Source organism: Mycobacterium sp. (genome assembly GCF_035506235.1).
In the GTDB taxonomy this organism is placed as follows: Bacteria; Actinomycetota; Actinomycetes; order Mycobacteriales; family Mycobacteriaceae; genus Mycobacterium.
This window is the reverse complement of sequence record NZ_DATJPU010000276.1, coordinates 1-21,680: the sequence shown is the minus strand read 5'-3', so window position 1 is coordinate 21,680 and position 21,680 is coordinate 1. Positions and strand designations below refer to the sequence as shown.

General features: G+C 67.3%; 15 protein-coding genes. 12 read left to right on the top strand and 3 right to left on the bottom strand.

The window, feature by feature from the left end; translation table 11 throughout:
- The 7 genes from VMD50_RS26330 to VMD50_RS26300 form a co-directional block, all read left to right on the top strand.
- A partial coding sequence (locus VMD50_RS26330) for an acyl-CoA carboxylase biotin carboxyl carrier protein subunit (protein ID WP_325432301.1) occupies positions 1 to 589 on the top strand: 589 nt, incomplete at its 5' end.
- On the top strand, positions 586 to 1,749 hold the full coding sequence (locus VMD50_RS26325) for an acyl-CoA dehydrogenase family protein (protein ID WP_325432299.1): 1,164 nt from the start codon (positions 586 to 588) through the stop codon (positions 1,747 to 1,749). The genes VMD50_RS26330 and VMD50_RS26325, both read left to right, overlap by 4 nt.
- Positions 1,746 to 2,234: a MaoC family dehydratase gene (locus tag VMD50_RS26320; protein ID WP_414686181.1), complete on the top strand. Its 489-nt coding sequence runs from the start codon at positions 1,746 to 1,748 to the stop codon at positions 2,232 to 2,234. The genes VMD50_RS26325 and VMD50_RS26320 overlap by 4 nt, the downstream gene beginning before the upstream one ends.
- Positions 2,234 to 3,055 carry an HpcH/HpaI aldolase/citrate lyase family protein gene (locus tag VMD50_RS26315; protein WP_325432297.1) on the top strand — a complete coding sequence of 274 codons (822 nt, stop codon included), beginning with the start codon at positions 2,234 to 2,236 and terminating at the stop codon, positions 3,053 to 3,055. The genes VMD50_RS26320 and VMD50_RS26315 overlap by 1 nt, the downstream gene beginning before the upstream one ends.
- A gap of 101 nt (positions 3,056 to 3,156) precedes the next feature.
- Entirely contained in the window at positions 3,157 to 4,248 is a 1,092-nt protein-coding gene (gene pdhA, locus VMD50_RS26310) for a pyruvate dehydrogenase (acetyl-transferring) E1 component subunit alpha (protein WP_325432295.1), read from the top strand.
- Positions 4,245 to 5,267, top strand: coding sequence for a 3-methyl-2-oxobutanoate dehydrogenase subunit beta (gene bkdB / locus VMD50_RS26305; RefSeq protein WP_325432293.1), 1,023 nt, complete (start codon positions 4,245 to 4,247; stop codon positions 5,265 to 5,267). The genes pdhA and bkdB overlap by 4 nt, the downstream gene beginning before the upstream one ends.
- A complete protein-coding gene (locus tag VMD50_RS26300; RefSeq protein ID WP_325432291.1) occupies positions 5,264 to 6,400 on the top strand; it encodes a dihydrolipoamide acetyltransferase family protein in 1,137 nt (378 codons plus the stop codon). Before bkdB ends, VMD50_RS26300 begins: the two co-directional genes overlap by 4 nt.
- Before the next feature lie 51 nt (positions 6,401 to 6,451).
- Here VMD50_RS26300 and VMD50_RS26295 read toward each other — a convergent pair whose 3' ends face one another.
- Both VMD50_RS26295 and VMD50_RS26290 read right to left on the bottom strand, forming a co-directional pair.
- The gene (locus tag VMD50_RS26295; RefSeq protein WP_325432289.1) at positions 6,452 to 7,222 is read right to left on the bottom strand and encodes an enoyl-CoA hydratase; all 771 of its coding nucleotides are present in this window, start codon (positions 7,220 to 7,222) and stop codon (positions 6,452 to 6,454) included.
- A gap of 215 nt (positions 7,223 to 7,437) precedes the next feature.
- Positions 7,438 to 7,866, bottom strand: a complete 429-nt coding sequence (locus VMD50_RS26290) for a nitroreductase family deazaflavin-dependent oxidoreductase (RefSeq protein WP_325432287.1) — start codon at positions 7,864 to 7,866, stop codon at positions 7,438 to 7,440.
- Positions 7,867 to 7,963: 97 nt separating this feature from the next.
- Between VMD50_RS26290 and VMD50_RS26285 the strand changes: the two genes are divergently transcribed.
- The 5 genes from VMD50_RS26285 to VMD50_RS26265 all read left to right on the top strand — a co-directional run bounded on the left by VMD50_RS26285 (position 7,964) and on the right by VMD50_RS26265 (position 21,221).
- On the top strand, positions 7,964 to 8,584 hold the full coding sequence (locus tag VMD50_RS26285; RefSeq protein ID WP_325432285.1) for a TetR/AcrR family transcriptional regulator: 621 nt from the start codon (positions 7,964 to 7,966) through the stop codon (positions 8,582 to 8,584).
- A 131-nt stretch (positions 8,585 to 8,715) separates the two neighbouring features.
- Positions 8,716 to 17,448 (top strand): fatty-acid--AMP ligase, encoded by an 8,733-nt coding sequence (locus VMD50_RS26280; RefSeq protein WP_325432283.1) that lies wholly within the window; start codon positions 8,716 to 8,718, stop codon positions 17,446 to 17,448.
- Positions 17,449 to 17,860: 412 nt separating this feature from the next.
- Positions 17,861 to 18,691 carry a phthiotriol/phenolphthiotriol dimycocerosates methyltransferase gene (locus VMD50_RS26275; protein ID WP_325432281.1) on the top strand — a complete coding sequence of 277 codons (831 nt, stop codon included), beginning with the start codon at positions 17,861 to 17,863 and terminating at the stop codon, positions 18,689 to 18,691.
- A gap of 469 nt (positions 18,692 to 19,160) precedes the next feature.
- Positions 19,161 to 20,006, top strand: coding sequence for a hypothetical protein (locus VMD50_RS26270; protein WP_325432279.1), 846 nt, complete (start codon positions 19,161 to 19,163; stop codon positions 20,004 to 20,006).
- Between the two features lie 342 nt (positions 20,007 to 20,348).
- Positions 20,349 to 21,221, top strand: coding sequence for a DUF732 domain-containing protein (locus VMD50_RS26265; RefSeq protein ID WP_325432277.1), 873 nt, complete (start codon positions 20,349 to 20,351; stop codon positions 21,219 to 21,221).
- 227 nt (positions 21,222 to 21,448) lie between these two features.
- Here VMD50_RS26265 and VMD50_RS26260 read toward each other — a convergent pair.
- The coding region (locus VMD50_RS26260; RefSeq protein ID WP_325432275.1) for a cutinase family protein at positions 21,449 to 21,680 on the bottom strand (232 nt) is incomplete at its 5' end.

Below are 21,680 nucleotides of genomic sequence, written 5' to 3'. Positions count from 1 at the left end.
CTTGGGCCGCCGCGCCGGGGGCGACCCGTGGGCGACGCCGACGGGATGGCGGGTCGGCGGTGTCGCGGCGCCGGTGCGCACCGCGATGCAGACCCCGTTGCGCAGCGAGACGGTGTCGGTGTGGGGGTCGCCCGATTCCGCGAGGGTGCAGGTGGGCGACGGCGAAATATGGCCTGCCAGTGCCCAATTCGACGGTACGCGGATGAGCGTGACGCTGGACGGACTGCGCCGTGAATATTGGTGGGCCGAGGCCGACCGGCACCTGTGGATCGCCGACGAGCGGGGGACATGGCACCTCCGCGAGGCCGAGGAGCACAAGATTCACCGCGCCGCCGGGACGCGGCAGGCCGAGATCGTGAGCCCGATGCCCGGCAACGTGATCGCCGTGCAGGCCGAATCCGGCGCCGAGGTCGCCGAAGGCGACGGGGTGGTGGTCGTCGAGGCGATGAAGATGGAACATTCTCTGGCCGCGCCGGTTTCGGGGCGGGTGGAGGTGCTGGTCTCCGTCGGCGACCAGGTGACGGTGGACCAGGTGCTGGCCCGGCTTAGCCCTCGCGAAGAAAGTGAAGAAAGCAAGGACGAGACATGACGACATCCATTACAGGGACGCTGCCCAAGGAATACGAGGACCTGCGCGACACGGTGGCCGACTTCGCGCGCACCGTGGTCGCGCCCGTGTCGGCCAAACACGATGAGGAGCACAGCTTCCCGTATGAGGTCGTCGCCAAGATGGCCGGCATGGGCCTGTTCGGCCTGCCCTTCCCCGAGGAGTACGGCGGCATGGGCGGCGACTACTTCGCGTTGTCGCTGGCGCTCGAGGAACTCGGGAAGGTCGACCAGTCGGTGGCGATCACGCTGGAGGCCGGTGTCGGCCTCGGCGCGATGCCTATCTACCGCTTCGGCACCGAGGAGCAGAAGCAGAAGTGGTTGCCGGACCTCACCGCCGGCCGCGCGCTCGCCGGCTTCGGGCTCACCGAGCCGGGCGCCGGCTCCGACGCGGGCGCCACCCGCACCACCGCCCGGCTCGACGACGGCGGATGGGTGATCAACGGCACCAAGCAGTTCATCACCAACTCCGGCACCGACATCACCTCGCTGGTCACCGTCACCGCGGTCACGGGAACCCTCGCGGGCGACAAGAAGGAGATCTCGACGATCATCGTGCCCAGCGGCACACCGGGTTTCACCGTCGAACCGGTCTACAACAAGGTCGGCTGGAACGCATCCGACACCCACCCGCTGACCTTCGCCGACGCCCGCGTCCCGGCGGACCACCTGTTGGGCGCCCGCGGCACCGGCTACGCGAACTTCCTGTCCATCCTGGACGAGGGCCGCATCGCGATCGCGGCGCTGGCGACGGGAGTCGCGCAGGGGTGTGTCGACGAGAGCGTCAAGTACGCCAAGGAACGCCAGTCGTTCGGCCGGCCGATCGGTTCTTATCAGGCGATCAGCTTCAAGATCGCGCGGATGGAGGCCCGCGCCCACGTCGCGCGCACGGCGTACTACGAGGCCGCCGCAAAGATGTTGGCGGGCCAGCCCTTCAAGAAGGAGGCGGCGATCGCGAAGATGATTTCCTCGGAGGCCGCGATGGACAACGCCCGCGACGCCACCCAGATCCACGGCGGCTACGGGTTCATGAACGAGTATCCGGTCGCGCGGCACTACCGCGACAGCAAGATCCTCGAGATCGGGGAGGGGACCACCGAGGTGCAACTGATGCTCATCGCGCGATCGCTGGGGCTGTCGTGATTGGCAAGTCGATCATCCAGCGGGGCTTGTGGTTTGAGGAGTTCGAGGTCGGTACGACCTACCTGCACCGGCCCGGGCGCACCGTCACCGAGGCCGACAACGTGTTGTTCACCACGCTGACGATGAACACCCAGTCGCTGCACCTCGACGCGGCCTGGGCCGCCGAGCAGCCCGGGTTTCGGGGCGAGCGGCTGGTGAACTCCATGTTCACCCTCTCCACGCTGGTGGGGCTGTCGGTGACGCAGCTGACCCTCGGCACCATCGTCGCCAACCTCGGGTTTGGCGAGGTGTCGTTTCCCAAGCCGGTCTTCCACGGCGACACCCTGTACGCGGAGACGGTGTGCACGGGCAAGCGCGAGTCGAAGAGCCGGCCGGGTGAAGGGATAGTCACGCTCGAGCACACCGGCCGCAACCAGCACGGCGACGTGGTGGCGTGGGCGGCGCGGACCACGCTGGTGCGGAAGCGGCCCGCGGGGGAGTCCTGATGGATCTGCGCGGCGTGGGACCGGGATGGCTGTTCTGCCCGGCCGACCGTCCCGAGCGTTTCGCCAAGGCCGCCGCCGCGGCCGACGTGGTGATTCTCGACCTCGAGGACGGCGTGGCCGAAGCGGACAAGGCCGCCGCCCGCAAGGCCCTGCGGGAGACCCCGCTGGACCCCGGGCGCACGGTGGTGCGGATCAACGCGACGGACACCGACGAGCAGGCGCGCGACCTGGACGCCCTGGCCGACACCCCCTACACGGCGGTGATGCTCTCCAAGACCGAATCGGCCGCGCAGGTGACCGCGCTGGCGCCGCGCGAGGTCGTCGCGCTGATCGAAACCCCGCGCGGCGCGGTGTTGGCCACCGAGATCGCCGCGGCCGACGGCACCGCCGCCATGATGTGGGGCGCCGAGGACCTGGTCGCCACGCTCGGCGGCAGCTCGACCCGGCTGGCCGACGGCACCTATCGCGACGTCGCCCGCCACGTCCGGTCGGCGACCCTGCTCGCGGCGTCCGCGTTCGGGCGGATCGCGCTCGACGCCGTGCACTTGGACATCCGCGACATCGAGGGCCTGCGGGCGGAGGCCGACGACGCCGTCGCCGTCGGATTCGACGGGACCGTCTGCATCCACCCGAGCCAGATCCCGGTCGTGCGGGAGGCCTATCGCCCCAGCGAGGAGAAGCTGGACTGGGCGAGAAGGGTGCTGGCTGCGGCGCGGTCCGAACGCGGGGTCTTCGCGTTCGAAGGGCAGATGGTCGACTCGCCGGTGCTCAAGCACGCCGCGATGTTGCTGCGGCGGGCGGGGGAGCCCGCGTCCGGCTGACGCGCGACACGTTTTCGCCGTGGCCGTGATCAACGCGGTGTCTTCGCATTTGGGCGCATAATGGGGGATACGCCAGTCTCGCGGATCGCCAAGGAGGCGGTATGGCGGAGATGACTCGGACGCCGATGACCGTCGACCTCGATCCGGTGCAACTCGTCGCCGCCGACGGCGCGCCGACGCCCGAAAACCGCTACGGCCGCGACCTTCCGCCGGAGACTCTGTGCTGGCTCTACGAGATGATGGTGGTCACCCGCGAGCTGGACACCGAGTTCGTCAACCTCAAGCGCCAGGGGCAACTGGCGCTGTTCGCGTCCTGCCGCGGCCAGGAGGCCGCGCAGGTCGGCGCCGCGGCCTGCCTGCGCAAGACCGACTGGCTGTTTCCCCAATACCGCGAGCTCGGCGCGTATCTGGTGCGCGGCATCCCGCCCGGCCACGTCGGTGCGGCGTGGCGCGGGACCTGGCACGGCGGCCTGGAATTCACCGGGAAATGCTGCGCCCCGATGTCGATTCCGATCGGCACCCAGACCCTGCACGCCGTCGGCGCGGCGATGGCCGCGCAACGCCTGGGCGAGGATTCGGTGACGGTGGCCTTCCTCGGCGACGGCGCCACCAGCGAGGGTGACGTGCACGAGGCGCTGAACTTCGCCGCCGTGTTCGTCGCGCCGTGCGTGTTCTATGTGCAGAACAACCAGTGGGCGATCTCGGTGCCCGTGTCCAAACAGACCGCCGCACCTTCCATCGCGCACAAGGCGATTGGCTACGGGATGCCCGGAATCCGGGTGGACGGCAACGACGTCCTGGCGTGCTACGCGGTGATGGCCGAGGCCGCCGCCCGCGCCCGGGCCCGTGGCGGCCCGACGTTGATCGAGGCGGTCACGTACCGGCTCGGCCCGCACACCACCTCTGACGATCCGAGCCGGTACCGGACCCAGGACGAGGTGGACCGGTGGGCGGCACTGGACCCGATTCCGCGCTACCGCACCTATCTACGGGGCCTGGGGTTGTGGTCCGAACGCCTGGAGGAGCGCGTCGCCACCCGGGCGAAGCGGATGCGATCCGAATTGCGCGACGCGGTGTTCGATGCGCCGGACTTCGACGTCGACGAGGTGTTCACCACCGTGTACGCCGAGATCACACCCGAGTTGCAGGCGCAGCGCCGGCAGTTGCGGACCGAGCTGCGGAGGCTCGAATGACCCAGCTCGCCGACTCCCCGGCCGGCGTCGCGCTCGGCGCGCAATCGTTGACCATGGTGCAGGCGCTCAACCGCGCGCTGCACGACGCGATGGCCGCCGACGAGCGGGTCCTGGTGTTCGGGGAGGACGTCTCGGTCGAGGGCGGGGTGTTTCGGGTCACCGAGGGGCTGGCCGGAACATTCGGTGAGGCAAGGTGTTTCGACACGCCGCTGGCCGAGTCCGCCATCATCGGGATCGCGGTCGGCCTGGCGCTGCGCGGCTTCGTGCCGGTGCCGGAGATCCAGTTCGACGGGTTCTCCTACCCGGCCTTCGACCAGGTGGTCAGCCATCTGGCGAAGTACCGCACCCGTACCCGCGGCGAGATCAACATGCCGGTCACGGTGCGGATCCCGTCGTTCGGCGGAATCGGTGCGGCCGAGCATCATTCGGATTCCACAGAGTCCTATTGGGCGCACACGGCCGGCTTGAAGGTGGTGGTGCCGTCCAGTCCGGCCGACGCCTATTGGCTGCTTCGCCACGCGATCGCCTGCCCCGACCCGGTCATGTACCTGGAGCCGAAGCGACGCTACCAGGGGCGCGGCGTGGTCGACACCGGCCGGCCCGAACCGCCCATCGGGCGGGCCGCGGTGCGCCGGCCCGGCCGCGACGTCACCGTCGTGACCTATGGCAGCCTGGTCAACACCGCCGTGGCCACCGCGGAAGACGCGCAGCGTCGGCGCGATTGGAGCCTGGAGGTCATCGACCTGCGGTCGCTGGTCCCGCTGGATTTCGACACCGTCGCCGCCTCGATCCACCGGACCGGGCGCTGCGTGGTGCTGCACGAAGGGCCGCGCGGCCTGGGCTACGGGGCCGGTCTGGCCGCGCGCATCCAGGAGGAGATGTTCTACGAACTGGAGGCACCGGTGTTGCGCGCCTGCGGTTTTGACACGCCTTACCCGCCGGCGCGGTTGGAGGCCCTGTGGTTGCCGGGCCCCGACCGGCTGCTGGACTGCGTCGAGCGCGCGCTGAGCCTGCCGTGAGCACCGAGCGGGTTGAGGCGTTCCGGGTTCCCGATCTTGGCGAGGGACTCGGAGAGGTGACGGTGTCGTGCTGGTATGTCGAGGTCGGCGCCGACGTCGAACTCAACCAGGTGCTGTGCTCGGTGGAGACCGCCAAGGCCGAGGTCGAGATCCCCAGCCCGTACGCCGGACGAATCGTCGAAACCAACGGTGCCGAAGGCGATGTGCTCAAGGTTGGTGCGGTGCTGGTCCGCATCGACACCGCACCCGGGGCGGCCGCGGTGCCGACGCTGGTCGGCTACGGCGCCGACGCGGGCATCGACGCCAGCCGGCGCTCCGGCCGGCCGCTCGCCGCCCCGCCGGTGCGCAAGCTGGCCAAGGAGCTCTCGGTCGATCTCGCCTCGCTGCGGCGCGACGCGGGCGAGGTGATCACCCGCGCGGACGTGCTGGCGGCCGCTCACGGGACGGGAGACGACGTTCGGCCGGTCCGCGGCGTGCAGGCCCGGATGGCGGAGAAGATGGCGTTGTCCCACAAGGAGATTCCGGCCGCGAAAGCCGGCGTCGAGGTGGATTGCACCGCGCTGCTTCGGCTCAGCGACCGGTCCGCGGACCCGGAGATCACGCCGTTCGTGTTGACGCTGCGGCTGCTCGTAATCGCGCTGAGCCACAACATGATTCTCAACTCGACCTGGGTCGACTCGCCCGAAGGCCCCCGGGTGCACGTCCATCGAGGGGTGCAGCTGGGGTTCGGTGTGGCCACCGACCGCGGGCTGCTGGTCCCGGTGATCGCCGACGCGCAGAACATGACGACTCGCGAGTTGGCCGGGCGGACGGCGGGGTTGATCAGCGGCGCGCGCGAGGGCACCCTGACGCCGGTCGAGCTGACGGGCTCGACCTTCACGGTGTCGAACTTCGGGGCGCTCGGCCTGGATGACGGCGTTCCGGTGATTAACCACCCCGAAGCCGCCATCGTGGGGATGGGGGCGATCAGGCCGCGCCCGGTGGTCGTCGGCGACGAGGTCGCCGTGCGGTCGACGATGACGCTGACGTGCGTGTTCGACCACCGCGTCGCCGACGGCGCCCAGGTGGCGCGGTTCCTTTGCGAGCTAAGGGACCTCATCGAGTCGCCCGAGACCGCGGTGCTGGACCTGTAGGTCGTCCGGGGCGCCGAGTGCCTGGTTTCGGTTCGCGGCTGGCGCCGCCCGCTACGTGCGGCGCGCCGCCGCCAATCTGCTTGCGAATTCCGGCGATTGGATGGAGGACGCCTGCGGCCCGAGCTCGGTGCGCATCGCGAGGTCGTGTTGCTCGCTGTCCAGCGATCCCGGGTCGATCGTGGCGCGCATGGTCGCCTTGGTCGCCAGCACCACCTCGCGGGGGGCCGCCGCGGGTCCCGCTGCCAGCTCCAGCGCCGCGGCGACGGGGTCGTCGGCGACGCTGAGCGCCAGGCCGTGCCGGACAGCGGTTTCGGCGTCGAAGCGCATCCCGAACAGCAACGCCGCCCGCGCCACCTGCGGACCGACCGCGCGCTGCAGCATCCAGGTCGCGCCGCCGCCGGGATGCAGCCCGAGCTTCTGGAACCGGGCGTCGAACAGCGCGCCGGGCCCGGCGATGCGCACGTCGGCGGCCAGCGCGAGGTTCAGGCCCGCGCCGACGGCTGCGCCGTTGACCGCGGCGATCGTCGGCAGGCGGCAATTGCCGACGGCCATGAAGCCGTCGTAGAGCCGCCGCAGCCCCGACTCCGCCGCCCCGCCGCCGGCGGCCCCCAAGGCGCTGAGGTCGGCGCCAGCGCAAAACGCCTTGCCCGCGCCGGTGACCACGACGGCGTGCACGTCGGGATCGGCTTCGGCCCGCTCCACGGCGGACCGCAGGAGCACCGACATCTCGTCGGTCAGCGCGTTGCGCCGGTCGGGATCGTTCACGGTGATGAGCGCGACGTGAGTGTCGACGCTGAACAGGACGAGATCGGGCTGGGTCATCGGTACCTCCGCGTTCGCTGTCGGCTCCCGGCGAGACCCAGGTAAGGGTAGCCCCCGCGAAGAATCCATTGAGAATCCCTCAAACCCTTGCGCCGATGCTCAGGTCAGCTCGCGCGAGCACCCATCGATGCGGCATCGAGACGAGGAGCATCCAATGCGCAGCGCGGCGGTGCAGAAGGCGGACAGGAAGGTCGGACATCTCCGCGAAAGGGTTGCTAGTCGGTGAAGTCGATCCGCACCGATACGGGAGTCGTTTCCAAGGCCTTTACCATCCTGGCTCCCAGTCGTCCGAACTTTCGGCCGCGCGCGACGACGTCGTCATCTGGCCTGAATGCCGCGACGCCGGCGCGCCATTGATTGCCCTGTCGCATACGGACATTCGGATTGCCGGCGATATTTCTGCCCCAACCGGACCGGGTGCCATGCTGGCAGATCACCCACGCCCCGTCGTTGTCGAATTGCGCCGACACGGGAACGCGGCGTGCCTGGCCGCTCTTGCGGCCGACGGTCTCCAGTTCGGTGGCCAATGCGGTGCGCACCCCCAGTCTGCTCAACCCCTGTACCGCCGGATTGAGGAGATAGCGTCCGAGCGCACGCTCTCTGCGGAACTTTCGCAGCGTTTTGTCGGGGCTGGTGCTTGTCATGGCGGTCTCCGTAAGTCGGGATGCTTGCTGGCAAGGCTAGTAGACCGATCGGTATAGTTCAAGCGAACGGCCCGAGAAGCCCGGAAGGTGGCGAAACATGTCCGCGCGAGACGCCCTCATCGCGAGTGTCACGGGATTGGTGCGACGGCGAGGCGTCGCCGGGACCGGCCTCAACGCGCTGCTCGAGGACAGTGGCGTCGCCCGCAGAACCGTCTACCTGAATTTCCCCGGCGGCAAAGCGGAACTCGTCGCGGAAGCCACCCGGGTGGCGGGACGGGAGTTGACCACGGTGATCGGGTCAGCCGACGACGGGGGTGACCCCGCGCAGGCGGTCCAGACCTTCATCGATGCATGGAAGGCGCAGCTGAGCGCGACACAGATGCAAGCAGGCTGCCCCATCGTGGCAGCGATCCTCGGTCGGTCTGAGGCGCCCGCCGCCGCAGAGGCGGCTCGCGCGGCCGTTGACGAGTGGCAGACGATCCTCGCCGATCGGCTGGTCAGGTCCGGCGCCGATCCTGCCACCGCGCGTTCGCTGGCGACGTTGACCGTCGCCGCCATCGAAGGCGCGGTCATCCTTGCGCTGGCGACTCAGTCGACAGCTGCGCTCGACGATGTCGGGCGTCACCTGATCGAAGTCATGAAGCTCCACCTGCCCGCGACGCCTGGCGGCATGCGCACGTCCGAGGCCGGGCTTCGCTTGCTTGACGATCGTTGGTAGGCATCTGTCTAATAGCCTCCGCGCTCGGCGCCGTCACGGTGGAACGCGGCGGCTCTGCCCCGACCGCAGTTTCTTCCGGGGCGCGCCGATTCTGCCGACGCCCTGTCTGTTCATGGGTATCGTCAAGCGCTGTGGTTGAGTCTCCCATCCCCGCTGTGCTGCGCGAGCGGGCCCTTCTGCGGCCCGACGAGACGGCTTTTACGTACATCGATTACGAGCAGGACCCGGCGGGGGTTGCGGAGAGCCTGACGTGGTCGCAGCTGTATCGCCGGACGCTGAACATCGCACGGGAGCTCAAAGCTTGCGGGTCAACCGGCGACCGCGTGGTGATATTGGCGCCGCAAGGACTCGAGTACCTTCTTGGCTTCCTGGGCGCATTACAGGCCGGTCAGATCGCGGTTCCGCTGCCGCTTCCGCAGCGTGGCGCCGGCGACGAACGCGTCGGTGCGGTCCTGCTTGACGCGTCGCCATCGTCCATCCTCACGACATCCCCTGTCGCAGGCGACATCGCCGAGCACATCAAGTCAAAGCCCGGCGAGCGCGCACCATCAGTCGTCGAGGTCGATTTGCTCGACCTTGACTCTGAGCCAGGACCCGCCGCCGAGGCCGAGAGCCTGCCGAGCGTTGCGCATTTGCAATACACCTCCGGGTCGACCCGCGCGCCAGCGGGCGTCGTGGTCTCGCACAAGAACATTCAGGTCAATTGCCAACACATCATGTCCTCCTACTACGAGGATGGGATTGCTCCGCCGGACACCACTTTGGTGTCGTGGCTGCCGTTCTTTCACGACATGGGTCTGATTCTGAGTATCGCCGTCCCGATCATAGGTGGATTTCGCGCCGTGCTCACGAGCCCGGCGTCGTTTCTGCAGCGACCAGCGCGGTGGATGCAGTTGCTGGCAAGCAACAGTCATGCATTTTCGGCGGGGCCGAACATCGCTTTCGAATTGGCGGCACGAAAAACGTCAGACGAAGATCTCGCCGGGCTTGACCTCGATGGCGTCCGCAACATCCTCAATGGCGCCGAACGCGTAAACCCCCCGACGCTGAGGCGCTTCGCCGAGCGGTTCGCCCGATTCAATCTTCGCCCCGAGGCGTTGCGGGCCTCATATGGTCTCGCGGAAGCCACGCTCTTCGTGGCAACGCGCGAAACCGGTCACGCGCCGGCAACCGTATTCTTCGAATCCGAGAAACTGACCGCCGGCGACGCGAAGCGGTGCGCAAGCGGAGACGGCATACCGCTGGTCAGTTACGGCATGCCGCGGTCGCAGACGGTGCGCATCGTCGACCCCGAGACCAGAACCGAGTGTCCGCCGGGAACGGTCGGTGAGATTTGGGTGCACGGCGACAACGTCTGTTCCGGCTACTGGCAGAAACCTGAAGAAAGCGAACGCACTTTCGGTGCAACGCTTGTCGATCCGTCGGTCGGCACACCCGAGGCGCCGTGGCTGAGAACCGGAGACCTCGGTTTCTTCTCCGAGGGCGAGATGTTCATCGTCGGCCGCATCAAGGATCTCCTGATCGTCTACGGGCGCAACCACGCCCCCGACGACATCGAGGCGACGATCCAGGAGATCACCGCGGGCCGCGTCGTGGCGATAGCGGTTCCGGATGATGACGGCGTCGAGAAGCTGGTCACCATCGTCGAATTCAAGGCGGGTGGCGATTCCGAAGAGGCCGCGCAGAGGCTCGGCGTCGTAAGTCGTGAAATCACCTCGGCGATATCGAGGTCGCACGGTCTGAGCGTGGCGGATCTCGTTCTGGTGCCCCCACATTCGATTCCTCTGACCACCAGCGGCAAGGTCAGACGAAAGGACTCGCTACAGCGGTATCTGCGTAATGAGTTCACCCGCTTGGACGCGCAACTCCGCCGGCCGGTGCAGCGCAAGGCGGATGACACCGATGCGGGCACCGTTGCCGACTCGGGATGGGCGCAGCGCCTCCGCACGCTGCAGCAGCAGCAACAGGACCTGCTGGTGGGCGTGGTGTGCTCGCAGGTGGCAACGGTGTTGGGCCGTCCCAGCCCCGACGACATCGACCCCGAGTGCCCGTTTCAGGATTTGGGATTTGACTCTGTAAAAGCGACGGAGTTGCTTGACCGCCTCAAAACCGCAACCGGGCTGGCGTTGCCACCCACCCTGGCCTTCGACTACCCCACCCCGGACGAGTTGGCCACCCACCTGGGCCGGCTACTGAGCGGATCGGTTGCGGCGGCTCCGCGGGTGGGCTCGCGGGAGGAACTAGACGGGCCGATTGCCGTGGTAGGCATGGCGTGTCGGTTCCCCGGCGGGGTGGATTCGGCGGCGGCGTTGTGGGATCTGGTGGCCAGCGGCACCGACGCGCTGGGGGAGTTTCCGGCCGACCGTGGGTGGAACCTGGCGGTTCTGTTCGATCCCGATCCCGATGCGGTGGGCAAGACCTACACCCGCACTGGGGGATTCCTGGCGGGAGCGGCCGGGTTCGACGCGGAGTTTTTCGGGATCTCGCCGCGGGAGGCCCAATCCATGGATCCTCAGCAGCGGTTGCTGCTGGAGGTGTGTTGGGAAGCGTTGGAGACCGCCCGAATCGATCCGGCGGCTTTGGTGGGTTCTGAGACGGGGGTTTTCGTCGGGGCGTGGTCGCAGTCCTACGGTGCGGGCGGTTCGGAAAGTTCGGAGGGATACGGGCTCACCGGTTGGTCCACCAGCGTGGCCTCCGGGCGTATCGCCTACGCGTTGGGGCTGAAGGGCCCCGCCATCACCGTCGACACAGCCTGCTCGTCGTCGTTGGTGGCCGCGCATTTGGCGTGTCAGTCCTTGCGTAACGGCGAGTCGGCTCTGGCTCTTGCCGGCGGTGTCACGGTGATGACCACGCCCTCGGTGTTCACCGAGTTCGCCCGGCAGCGGGGGCTGGCCGCTGACGGGCGTTGTAAAGCGTTCTCCGCCAACGCCGATGGCACCGGCTGGGGCGAAGGGGCCGCGGTGCTGGTCCTGGAACGGCTCAGCGACGCGCAGCGCAACAACCACCCGGTGTTGGCGGTCATCGCGGGATCGGCGATCAACCAAGACGGCGCCTCCAACGGGTTGACCGCCCCGAACGGGCCCGCGCAACAACGCGTCATCACCCAGGCCGCGGCCAACGCCGGTGTCGCGCTCGATCAGGTCGACGTCGTCGAGGCCCACGGCACCGGCACCACCCTGGGCGACCCGATCGAGGCCGGCGCCCTGATCGCCACCTACGGCGCCGCACGCGGGGCAGCAAACCCACTGTGGCTGGGATCGATCAAATCCAACATCGGCCACACCCAGGCCGCCGCCGGCGTCGCTGGAATGATCAAAATGGTCGAGGCACTCAACCACGACAGCTTGCCCCCGACGCTGAACGTCGACCGTCCCAGTCCGCACATCGACTGGTCAGCTGGCACTGTGCGCCTACTCACTGACCCGGTGCCCTGGCCGCACACCGATCATCCCCGCACCGCGGCGGTATCGTCTTTCGGGATCAGCGGCACCAACGCGCACGTGATCCTGCAACAGGCCCCGGCGACCGAACCGGCCGAGCCAACCGATCACGGTGTCGAGTTGGGGCTGCGGATGTGGCCGGTTTCGGCGCGCACCCCCGCAGCGTTGAGCGCGCAGGCCGACCGGCTGCATCAGCATCTGGTCCGCCATCCCGACCTGGACCTCACCGACGTGGCCTACAGCCTGGGCGCCACCCGCACCCACCACTCCCATCGGGCAGTCATCACGGCGTCGGTGGCCAGCGCCGATCCGCGCGATGACGTGCTGGACGCTCTGGATGCCCTGCGCGCCGGCCATCCCCACCCGCAGCTGACCAGCCACCACTACCTGCCCCACCTGCGGGGTAAGACCGTGTTCGTCTTGCCCGGGCAGGGCGCCCAATACCCGGGCATGGGGCGCGAGCTCTACGAACACCACCGCGTCTTCGCCGACACCGTCGATGCCTGCGACGACGCGCTGCGCCCCTTCACGGACTGGTCGGTGCGCGACGTCTTGCGTCAGGACCCAACGGCACCGGCGCTGGACCGAGTGGACGTGGTTCAGCCCGTGCTGTTCACGATGATGGTTTCGCTGGCCGAAGTGTTGGCGAGCTACGGCATCGTCCCCGACGCGGTGATCGGCCATTCCCAGGGAGAGATCGCCGCGGCGTACATCGCCGGGGTGCTTCCCTTGCCCGACGCCGCGAAGGTGGTGGCACTGCGGAGCCAAGCACTGAGCGACCTGCGTGGTACCGGCGGCATGGCGTCGGTCCTGCTGGACGCCGAGCAACTGCACCCACGCTTGCAACCCTGGGGCGAGGCGCTGAGCATCGCGGCGATCAACGGCCCGTCACACACCATCATCAGCGGCGACCCCGCCGCGCTGGAGAAGTTCACCGCGGCCTGTGATAGGGACGGCGTCCACATCCGGCACATCGCGGTCGATTACGCCTCGCACTCCGCCCAGGTGGAATCGGCACGTGAGCGCCTCCTGGCCGGGCTGGCCGGCCTAACCCCGGTACCCGCGCGCATCGCGCTGTATTCCACAGTGGGGCAGGCGCTTTCGGCCGATCCGCTCGACACCACCACGATGGACGCCGACTACTGGTACCGCAACCTGCGTGAGCCGGTACGGTTCCATGACCGTGTGGTCGAGCGGCTGGCCGCCAGCGAGTGCACGTTCGTGGAGCTGTCCCCGCACCCGGTGTTGGCGCCGGCGATCACCGACACCTTGGCCCAGGCCGCGGGGCGGACCCAGTCGGCGGTGGTCATCACGTTGCACCGGGACCGCCCCGACCAGGACAGCCTGGCCACCGCGCTGGCCCAGCTGCACAATCACGGCCACAGCCCGTCGTGGTCGGCCCTGTATCCCCACGCGCGCACCGTCGGGCTGCCCACCTACCCGTTCGAGCACCGCCGCTACTGGCTGGCCCCCACCCCCAGCGGCGACGCCGGCGGGCTCGGCCTGGATCGCGCAGAACATCCCTTGTTGGGCGCCGTCGTCGAACTAGCCGAAGAGGACCGGGTCATGGTCAGCGGCCGGCTCTCGCCCAGCACCCAGAGCTGGCTGGTCGGCTGTCAGATCAACGACACCGTGGTGTTCCCGGCGGCGGGGTTCATCGAGGTGCTCCTGCGGGTTGGTGAGTTGACCGGCTGTCCAGTGATCGATGAGCTGGTGCTGGAAGATGCCCTGACTCTGTCGGAGCAAGCGCCGACCGACCTGCAGATCCTGGTGCATCCGCTCGAAGACGGGCGGCGCCCGTTCAACGTGCACTCGCGTACCGGCGATCGGCATCCCGGGGCATGGACGTTGCACGCCAGGGGCGCGCTGACAGCCGAGCAGCCCGCCGCCGGCCCTCCGCCCATGCCGGCGCCGGTTGTCGAGGCCCTCGACCAGGACGACTTCTACGAACCGTTGACCCAACAGGGTTACCGCTATGGCGGGCTGTTCCGATCGCTGCGGGGCATCGGCACCGACCCCGCCCAACCCGACGTCGTCTACGTCGAGGTGGGGTTGCCCGGCGGGACCGACGTCACCCGCTACGGCATCCACCCCGCGCTGCTAGACGCTGCCCTGCAGCCGTTGGCCCGGGTGTCGGACCGCACGGGCGAGGCGTCGCCGCGCATTCCGTACGCACTGAACGGCGTCATCCTGTATGCCACCGCGGCCACGCAGCTGCACATCGAACTGACGCGCACTGGCGAGGACACGTTCGCCCTGCACGCGACCGACCCCACCGGCGCACCGGTGATCACCATCGACGCGTTGACTTTGCGGGCCGTCTCCGACCGGATCGGCAGGCCGACCTCGGCAGCCCAGGTCTCCGACAGCTTGTTCGAGGTCACCTGGTCATCGGTGCCCGGCCTGCCCCGTCAGTCGGCGGCCCAACCACCGACGGTGTGCACCGACTCACCCGAGCGGCTGCCAACCAGCTTGTCTCACGGCACGATTCACACGGACCTAGCCACCTTGACCCCCTGCCCGGAGCAGGTGATCTGGCAGCTACCCCGCACCGACGGGGAGGCCGAACCGCTGCGGCGACTGCATACCTTGAACCGCCACGTTTTGGCCCAAGTTCAGGCGTGGCTGGCCCGGACCGACACCGCCAAGGCCTGCCTGATCGTCCTCACCCGTCATGCGGTGAGCGTCAGCGCTGATGATGGGCTGCCCGATCTGGCGCATGCCGCGGTTTGGGCGCTGCTACGCACCGTCCAAAACGAACACCCGGACCGAATTGTTCTGGTCGACACGGACGACACCGCCGCCACCGAGGACGACCTGCTGGCCCTCGCCTCGGCGCGACCAACGGGCGAGTCGCAGCTGGCTTTGCGAAACGGTGTCGTGCACATCCCCCGCCTGGCCCGCACCCGGAGCCTGACCCGGCCGGATGCCGCCGCCCGGTCTGCGGCGTTGGACCCCGACGGCACGGTGCTGATCACCGGTGGGACCGGGATGCTGGGGGCGCTCGTCGCCGAGCATCTGGTCACCCACTACGGCATCGAGCATCTGCTGCTGGTGTCTCGCAGTGGGCCCACTGCTGCCGGGGCGGACGAACTGCAACAACGCCTGACCCGGCTGGGTGCCCACGTCGCCATCACAGCCTGTGATGCCAGCAGCCCCGCCGAACTGGCCCCAGCGCTCGACAGCATCCCCGCCGGCCACCCGTTGACCGCGGTCATCCACGCCGCCGGCGTCCTCGATGACGCGGTGGTGACCGAACTGAGCCCCGAACAACTCGACGCGGTGTTGGCCGCCAAAGCCGACGCCGCCTGGCATCTGCATAACCTGACCGCCGATCGCGACCGGGCCGCGTTCGTGTTGTTCTCCTCGGCTGCGGGAATATTGGGCAGCCCCGGGCAGGCGAACTACGCGGCCGCCAACGGATTCCTGGACGCGCTGGCCCGCTATCGCCACCGCACCCAACGGCCGGCCACCAGTGTGGCCTGGGGCTACTGGCAGACCCCCACCGGAATGACTGCGCACCTCAATACGGCCGACCTGACCCGCCTGACCAGCACAGGCCTAACCCCGATCACCGGCGAGCACGGACTGGCCCTTTTCGACGCCGCCCTCACAAGTCAGCGGCCCAACCTGCTGGCCAGTCCGTTCAACACCGGCGCCTTGAACCGCCACGCACGCCACAACGCGTTAGACCCGATCCTGTCCGCCCTGACCACCATCCGCCGCCAAGCCGCCACTGCCAGCCCCTGCACACTGGCCGCCACGTTGGCCACCCAAACCCCGCGGCAACTGCTTGACACCCTCACCACGATGGTCACCGCCACCACCGCTGCGGTGTTGGCCCATCCCGACCCGGCCGGCATCGATCCCGACCGTCCCTTCAAAGCCTTGGGTATTGACTCGCTGACCGCCCTGGAACTGCGCAACACCCTCAATCACCACACTGGCCTCGCCCTGCCCGCAACCCTGGTCCTCGACCATCCCACCCCCGCCACGCTCGCTACCCACCTAGCCGGCCTGCTGACTGACTCCGCTGCGCCTGTGGTCCCAGCGGGGCAGGTGGTGAGCACGCGCGGCGACGAGCCGGTGGACAACACCCTCGCGTACTTGGATCAAGCAGCATTTCTTGCGCTGCGAGCGGTTCACGGCGCGCTGATCCAGGTCACCTGGATATACGACCGTGCCGTCGATGTCGATGGGTTGCGGCGTTTTCACCGCAATCTTGGACGCGGGTTGTTGGGACGCAGGATCGCACGGTCTCCGGTACCGTTCGCGCGGGATCACTGGGTCTTGGCTCCGGCGTCGGAAAACATCGATTTCGCCGCGACGCCGCGGCCGCGCGCCGAGGTGAGCGCATGGGCCGACGAGCGGGCGCGCCTACCCATTGATCCGGAGTGGGGACCCGGCTGGCATCTCGGTGCGCTTCCGCTCGAGGACGGCGGGACCGCGGTAAGCCTGGTGGTTACGCATACCCTCGCCGACGCGGGCGCGTTCGTCCAGGCGATAGCCGATGCCGCTGAGGGCAGGACGCACAATCTGGGCTATCCGCCGGCGGGATCGCGTACCCGCGGGCGGGCAGTGCGTGAGGATCTTCGGCAAACCGTCAAAGACCTGCCCGAGGTACGGCGGGCGTTGGTCGCCGTGGCTCGAAGGGCCCGACGCGACCGCCAAGAACTCAGATCATCGATCAAAGCGGCACCACCATCGCCGCGGACGGCCGGCGACGATCAGCCCGTAGAGATGCCTGCCCTGACCGCGTACGTCGAGCTAGCGGAATGGGATGCCTGCGCAAAAAGCCTTGGTGCAAGCAGCAACTCGCTTGCGGCAGGACTCGCGTGCAGACTCGCCGTCGGGGCGGGACGTGTTGCTGACGACGGAACAGTCACCCTGCGAGTCATGTTATCGCTGCGCACCGAAGGCGACACCCGTGGCAATGCGCTTACGAACGTCGACGTCGCGGTCGACCCGACGCACGCGGCGACGGATCTGAGCGACATGCACCTCAAAATCACGCAAGCAATCCTCGCGGCGATGGAGAACGCCGACGACGAGTTCTTGGCGCCACTCCCGCTGGCGGCGATGACACCATTATGGGCGGCCAGGAAAGTAGCAGGGATGGCGGTGGGCGGTTCCAGCCTTCCGGTCACTTGCTCCAATCTCGGTGACCTGCCCCCGGCAACGAACCGGCCCGACGGCACGGATGCCGACTATGTGTACATGAGAAATCTCGAGCCCGATATGAAGAAAAGCACGCTTGAAGCCATGGGTGGGCAACTGTTTCTGGCCACGTGGCGGGGCTTGGGGAAGATCTTTGTCAGGATCTATGGATATCTTCCCGGCCGGCCAAATACTAAAGACGAACTCCGCGAGATCGTTTCGCGTGCGCTCGCCGAATTCGGTCTGACTGCAGAGATCGACTGCTAATAGACGCGGGCACCGCCGACTCAGTGCGCCAGGCTGATTCATTCAATTAATCAGAGCTGACGCGCACGGTGCGCGAAAGGCGAACCGAAACAGTTGCGAGAGCCCACAATACGCCCTTAACCTCTTGATCGCGACATCAACCGCGCGGCGTCGAATGCGAAAACTCGCCCGAAAAGGAGTTGTTAGCTTCCGCGCGCCGGCGAGCTGTGCGCCCAGAGTTGCGCGTGCCGGAGGCGACGTCGCTTAGCTCCGCGGCCTGGCACGTTTGACGCAAGTCGAACGCGGAGGGGAGGATTGGCTGAGAAGCTGTCCACGCTGATCGACCAATGGGATGCAGCGTCGCTAGGCGCGGCGGATGGGCCCTTTGGCCGATTGGCTATGTTCCCTGGTGCGTTCGTGTCATACTGCCCCGATGGCGCTGCAACGTACGCCCACCGAAAAGCTCATCCACCGGCTGAATCGCAACCCAATCTTCCTGAAGCTCTTGAATTTGCGCTTCAAGTACGGCTACCGCCTTCTCAGCCGCCTGCTCACCAGAGACGACGTATTATTCCTCAATTACGGATATGAGGAGAATCCGCCGATGGCGGTGCCGCTGGCGGCGTCCGATGAGCCCGACAGGTTTCCGATCCAGCTCTACCACCGCACGGCAACCCAGGTGGATATCAGCGGCAAAAAAGTGCTGGAGGTCAGTTGTGGCCACGGCGGCGGTGCTTCCTATCTCATGCGGACTCTGCACCCGGCCTCCTACACGGGCCTGGATTTGAACACAGTAGGCATAGAGTTCTGCCGAAAGAGGCACAATCTGCCCGGCATGGACTTCGTGCAGGGCAACGCCGAGAGCCTGCCCTTCGCCGATCAGTCTTTCGACGTGGTGATCAATGTTGAAGCCGGGCTCCACTACCTTGACTTCGCCCGATTCCTCACGGAAGTGGCGCGCGTACTGCGCCCGGGAGGGCATTTCCTGTACGCGGATATCCGGGACGCCGAGGCAGTCACCGCGTGGGACGCGGTGCTTGCCGACGCCCCCATGCGGCTGGTGTCGGAACGGGTCATCAACGCTGAGGTTATGCGCGGGCTGGAGAAGAACCGGCTTCTGGACCAACTCACTCGTCGTCTGCCGAATATTGAGTCTCTGCGCAAAGTAGCCGACGATTTTGCCGGCGGGTCGGGCTCGTTGACCTACCGTCGTCTGGAAAACGGCGAGGTCTCTTACCGGATGTTCTGCTTCGCCAAAGATTGAGGCAATGTAGGAAAGCCGCTTCACTTTTCGTGCGTCCGAGTCAGGTACAGATGTGTACCCGCCGAGTCGGCAAGCACGGATCAACGAGGCCCCGGAAGGGCTACGGCCTACCGAGATACGCTGGTCAAATGAGGCTTGGCCGTCCTTTGCGACGTTAATGCGAGAACGCCCCATCTCGCCGAAGGCAATCGCCGAGGATATAGCGAGTGCGATACTTTTTAAAAGCCTTCGCACCTTAGCTCCGCTGCTACCCACGCTGAGCTATGCGTTTATCCGTTGCTTTACCTGTCTTCGCTGCAAAATCAACGGCTGAATCTATTTTCTTTACCGGAGTTTGCTGTAGCGTCGCCTCGCAGTGGGCAAACGACCAGGGTTTGACGACCAGTACGCCGCAGCTCCGGCAGCGCGTCAATGGCCATCTGAAAGCCACCGCTGGTGGCCAGGAAAGTCCCGCCCGCTGCGACGGGCGTTGCGTGAGGACCTGCGGCAGGCCGTCAAGGACCTGCCCGACGTCGCGCACGCACTGGGCGCCGTGGCGCGGAGGGCCCGGCGCGATCGGCGGGAGCTCCAATCGTCGATGAAGGCCGCGCCACCTTCCCCCCGAACGTCGAATGGCGATCAGACGGTAGAGGTGCCCGCCCTGACCGCGTACGTAGACCTGGCGGAATGGGATGCCCGCGCGAAAAGCCTTGGTGCAAGCAGCAACTCGCTCGTGGCCGGAATCGCGTGCAGGCTCGCGGTGCGGGTCGGGCGTATTCAAGACGATGGCACCGTCACCTTACGATTCCTGGTGTCGCTACGAACGGAAGGCGACACCCGTGGCAACGCGCTGACGAGTGTCGACGTCACGGTCGACCCCACGCCCGCGGCGACGAACCTCGGGGACATGCAAGCCAAGATCACGCAGGGAATCCTCGCGGCGATGGAGGACCCCGACAACGAGTGGCTGGCGCCGCTGCCGCTGGCGGCGCTGACACCGGTGTGGGCGGCCCGGAAGGTGGCGGGGATGGCGGCCGGTGGTTCCACCCTTCCGGTCACTTGCTCCAATGTCGGGGACCTGTCCCCGGCGGCGAACCGGCCCGACGGCACAGATGCCGACTACGCGTACCTGAGGAACCTCGAGCCGGATATCAAGAAGAGCACGCTCGAGGCCATGGGTGGACAACTCTTCCTGGGTTCGGGACGGGGCAGCGGGAAGATGTTCATCAGGATCTCTGCCTATCTTCTCGGCCGGCCGAACACCAAAGATGAGCTGCGGAAGAACGTGTCGGCTACCTTCGCCGAATTCGACCTGCATGCGGAGATCGACTGCTAACAACTGCTGTGCTGCTCGCTTGTTAGCGGCAGGAGCCGGGTTGAGCAGCTTTCGGTACCCAACGGTCGAGGACTCTGGCATTACCGATTGCTTGTCTATCTTCCTGCACGACAGTGCATTTGAATTGGGCGGCTCGCCGGAAGAAATTGGCTGTTTACCGCGGAATCGCGGTGGCTTATCATGAAACGTAATGATGAACAAAAGATGAACAAGCAGTAAACGGATCAACGTGTGGCAGTGTTTCGGCAACGTGCGCCGTGGAACCGGAGGCACGGCGCACGTATCTGCTCTAGGTATCAATTCGCCGTTACTGACGGCCCTATCAAGGACGGATGCCCCTCCATGTTCATCGGCGTCACAGGCCACTCCGGTGCACTGGTTACCGCAATCGTGGTGCTAACTGGCGCCGCAATTGTGCGAAGCGGTGCAGCCGCGGCCGATGCGAACCAAGACGACCGGTTCTTGGCGCTGTTGGATCAAGAAGGTATCCCTGCGCTCCGGGGCGTGCCGAGCCTCATCGACACGGCCCATGACGTTTGTCGCACACTCGACGCCGGCATGCCGGCGGCCGGCTTGGTGGACGCGATGGTCAACAATGCGTTTGGGATCGACCCGGCCGAGCGCGAATACGCCCCCGGACGCCTCGCGCGCACCGAGGCTCGCTTCATCACCGCGGCAGTGGGGGCGTACTGCCCCTACGATGAAGGCAAGATTGCTTCGATCAGGGCTAATCGCACGGGATGGAACGAGTCGATGCACCGGGGCGTCCCGGACATGCGGACGGCGGTGTTTGCCTCGCTGATCGCAGCCGTTCCCTCTGGGGAGATCACCGATCCCGATCCACCGCAAATTCCGGCAACATCGCCGCCAGCGGCGCAGATCCGGACACCACACCGGGCCGTGGCGGCGCCGCCTCCACCGAAACAGCCGCCGCCAGCGCAAAAGCCGCCGCCTCCACCGCAACAGGTGGTGGAGCCCCCACCCCAAGAGCCGCCGCCTCCAGCGCAACAGCCGCCGCCTCCACCGCAACAGGTGGAGCCTCCCGCTGTTGGTCCTCAGCCGGGGAGTGCACCCGGCAGTGGCGGTGGTGGCAGCAATGGCGGCGCCGGCAATGGCGGTGGCGGCAACGGCGGCAGCGGCGGTGGTAGCACCGGCGGCACCGGCGGTGGCGCTCCGGCGGATCCGTCACCGGGCTTTGTCCGGCTCGCTCCGTGACGGACCAATGGCATGCCTGACGCCTGTCCCGTAAGCTTGTGATGGTTTGTGCCGCAACAGATTAGCGATGCGCCAGGTCGGTTGGCAGCCTGTCTGTCACGGCGAATCGCGGTCATTGGCGATAGCAAGCGGCGGTCGTACACTTTCTTTGCCGAAGGCGGGTAGCAGGTGCGTGAAGGCGGCAGTACGCGAGAACCCGCCACCTGCCGCCGTGGTCATTGGTGCGGTTAGAGACGGCCCGCCACGAAAGTTGCGGCCTGACTTGGCATCCCGTTGTGCAGATAGGATAGGTGCTCCGGCGAAAACAGCTCGTCGTGCGTAGGCAGCGTCAGGAGCGCGCCTGGAGCGCAAACCGGATCGCCGGGCGCGCACAAGTCAACGGCCTTCGCCCCATACCACGGGCTCAGCTCAGTTATCGGCGCTCCCAGAAATCTGCCTGACGGATTACCGAAGGTGGCG